Source organism: Polaromonas sp. P1_E3, assembly GCF_056405935.1.
This window is the reverse complement of record NZ_JBFUBD010000704.1, coordinates 1-943: the sequence shown is the minus strand read 5'-3', so window position 1 is coordinate 943 and position 943 is coordinate 1. Positions and strand designations below refer to the sequence as shown.

General features: G+C 59.4%; 1 protein-coding gene. It reads left to right on the top strand.

Annotated features, from left to right (window positions below; translation table 11 throughout):
• Positions 1 to 169 precede the first annotated feature (169 nt).
• Positions 170 to 943 (top strand): flagellar hook-basal body protein (locus AC1D0Z_RS22930; RefSeq protein ID WP_477660430.1); only part of this gene is annotated, 774 nt, incomplete at its 3' end.

Below are 943 nucleotides of genomic sequence, written 5' to 3'. Positions count from 1 at the left end.
CTGTTCGCCCGAGCTTCGCCGGCACGTGCGCGCGTTGTCCGAGCGGGTGATGCCGCATCTGCGCGTGTTGTCCATGGCCGAGATCCCGCACAACATCGAGCTCAAGTCGTATGGTGTGGTGAGTTTTTAAGCAACCCGTACGTTTTTGTCCTGCAACTTAACCCGAACCATGACCAATATTCTCGCCGTCGCCTTGCAAAGCATGCACCAGGACAGCATCCGCCTTGAAAAAGTCGGCATGAACCTGGCCAACGCCTTGACCATAGGCTACAAGCGGGAGGTGGTCTCGGTTCAGCCCACCCCTTATTCCCAACTCGGCGCCTCCTTCACCGCGCAGGTCGATGCGCTGTCGCAGCAGGCGGACGCGACCGGCGGCCTGCTGAAAACGCAGACAGACCTTCGCCCCGGCACGCTCAAGTCCACCGGACAGAATCTGGATCTCGCGTTGGACGGGGACGGCTTCTTTGAGGTCTCAACGGCGTCCGGCCCGGCTTACACGCGGCAGGGTTCCTTCCACCTGGACGGCCAAGGGCGGTTGGTAAATGCGCAGGGGCATCCGGTGATGGGTAAAGGCGGCGCCATCTTTTTGACKACACGCAATCCCTCGATTGATTCCAGGGGCTATGTATTTGAAGGTCCCAAGTCCGGGGCGGCAAGCGTTGCCGCTAGCCGATTGGCAGCGCAAGAGCCAGTCGCCCAACTCAAGGTGATGCAGCTGGAGACACCGCAGATGCTCCGGCACCTCGGGGAGGGGCTTGTCGCTGCGGAGAGTGCGGCCGGCATGATGAATGACGTCGATATCCAGGTACGTCAGGGCTTTCTCGAAAACTCCAATGTTTCGTCCATGCAGGAGATGGTGCAACTGATGCAGACGATGCGACATTTCGAGTCGATGCAAAAAGTCGCGACAGGTTACGACGAAATGATGGGGACAGCCATTCGA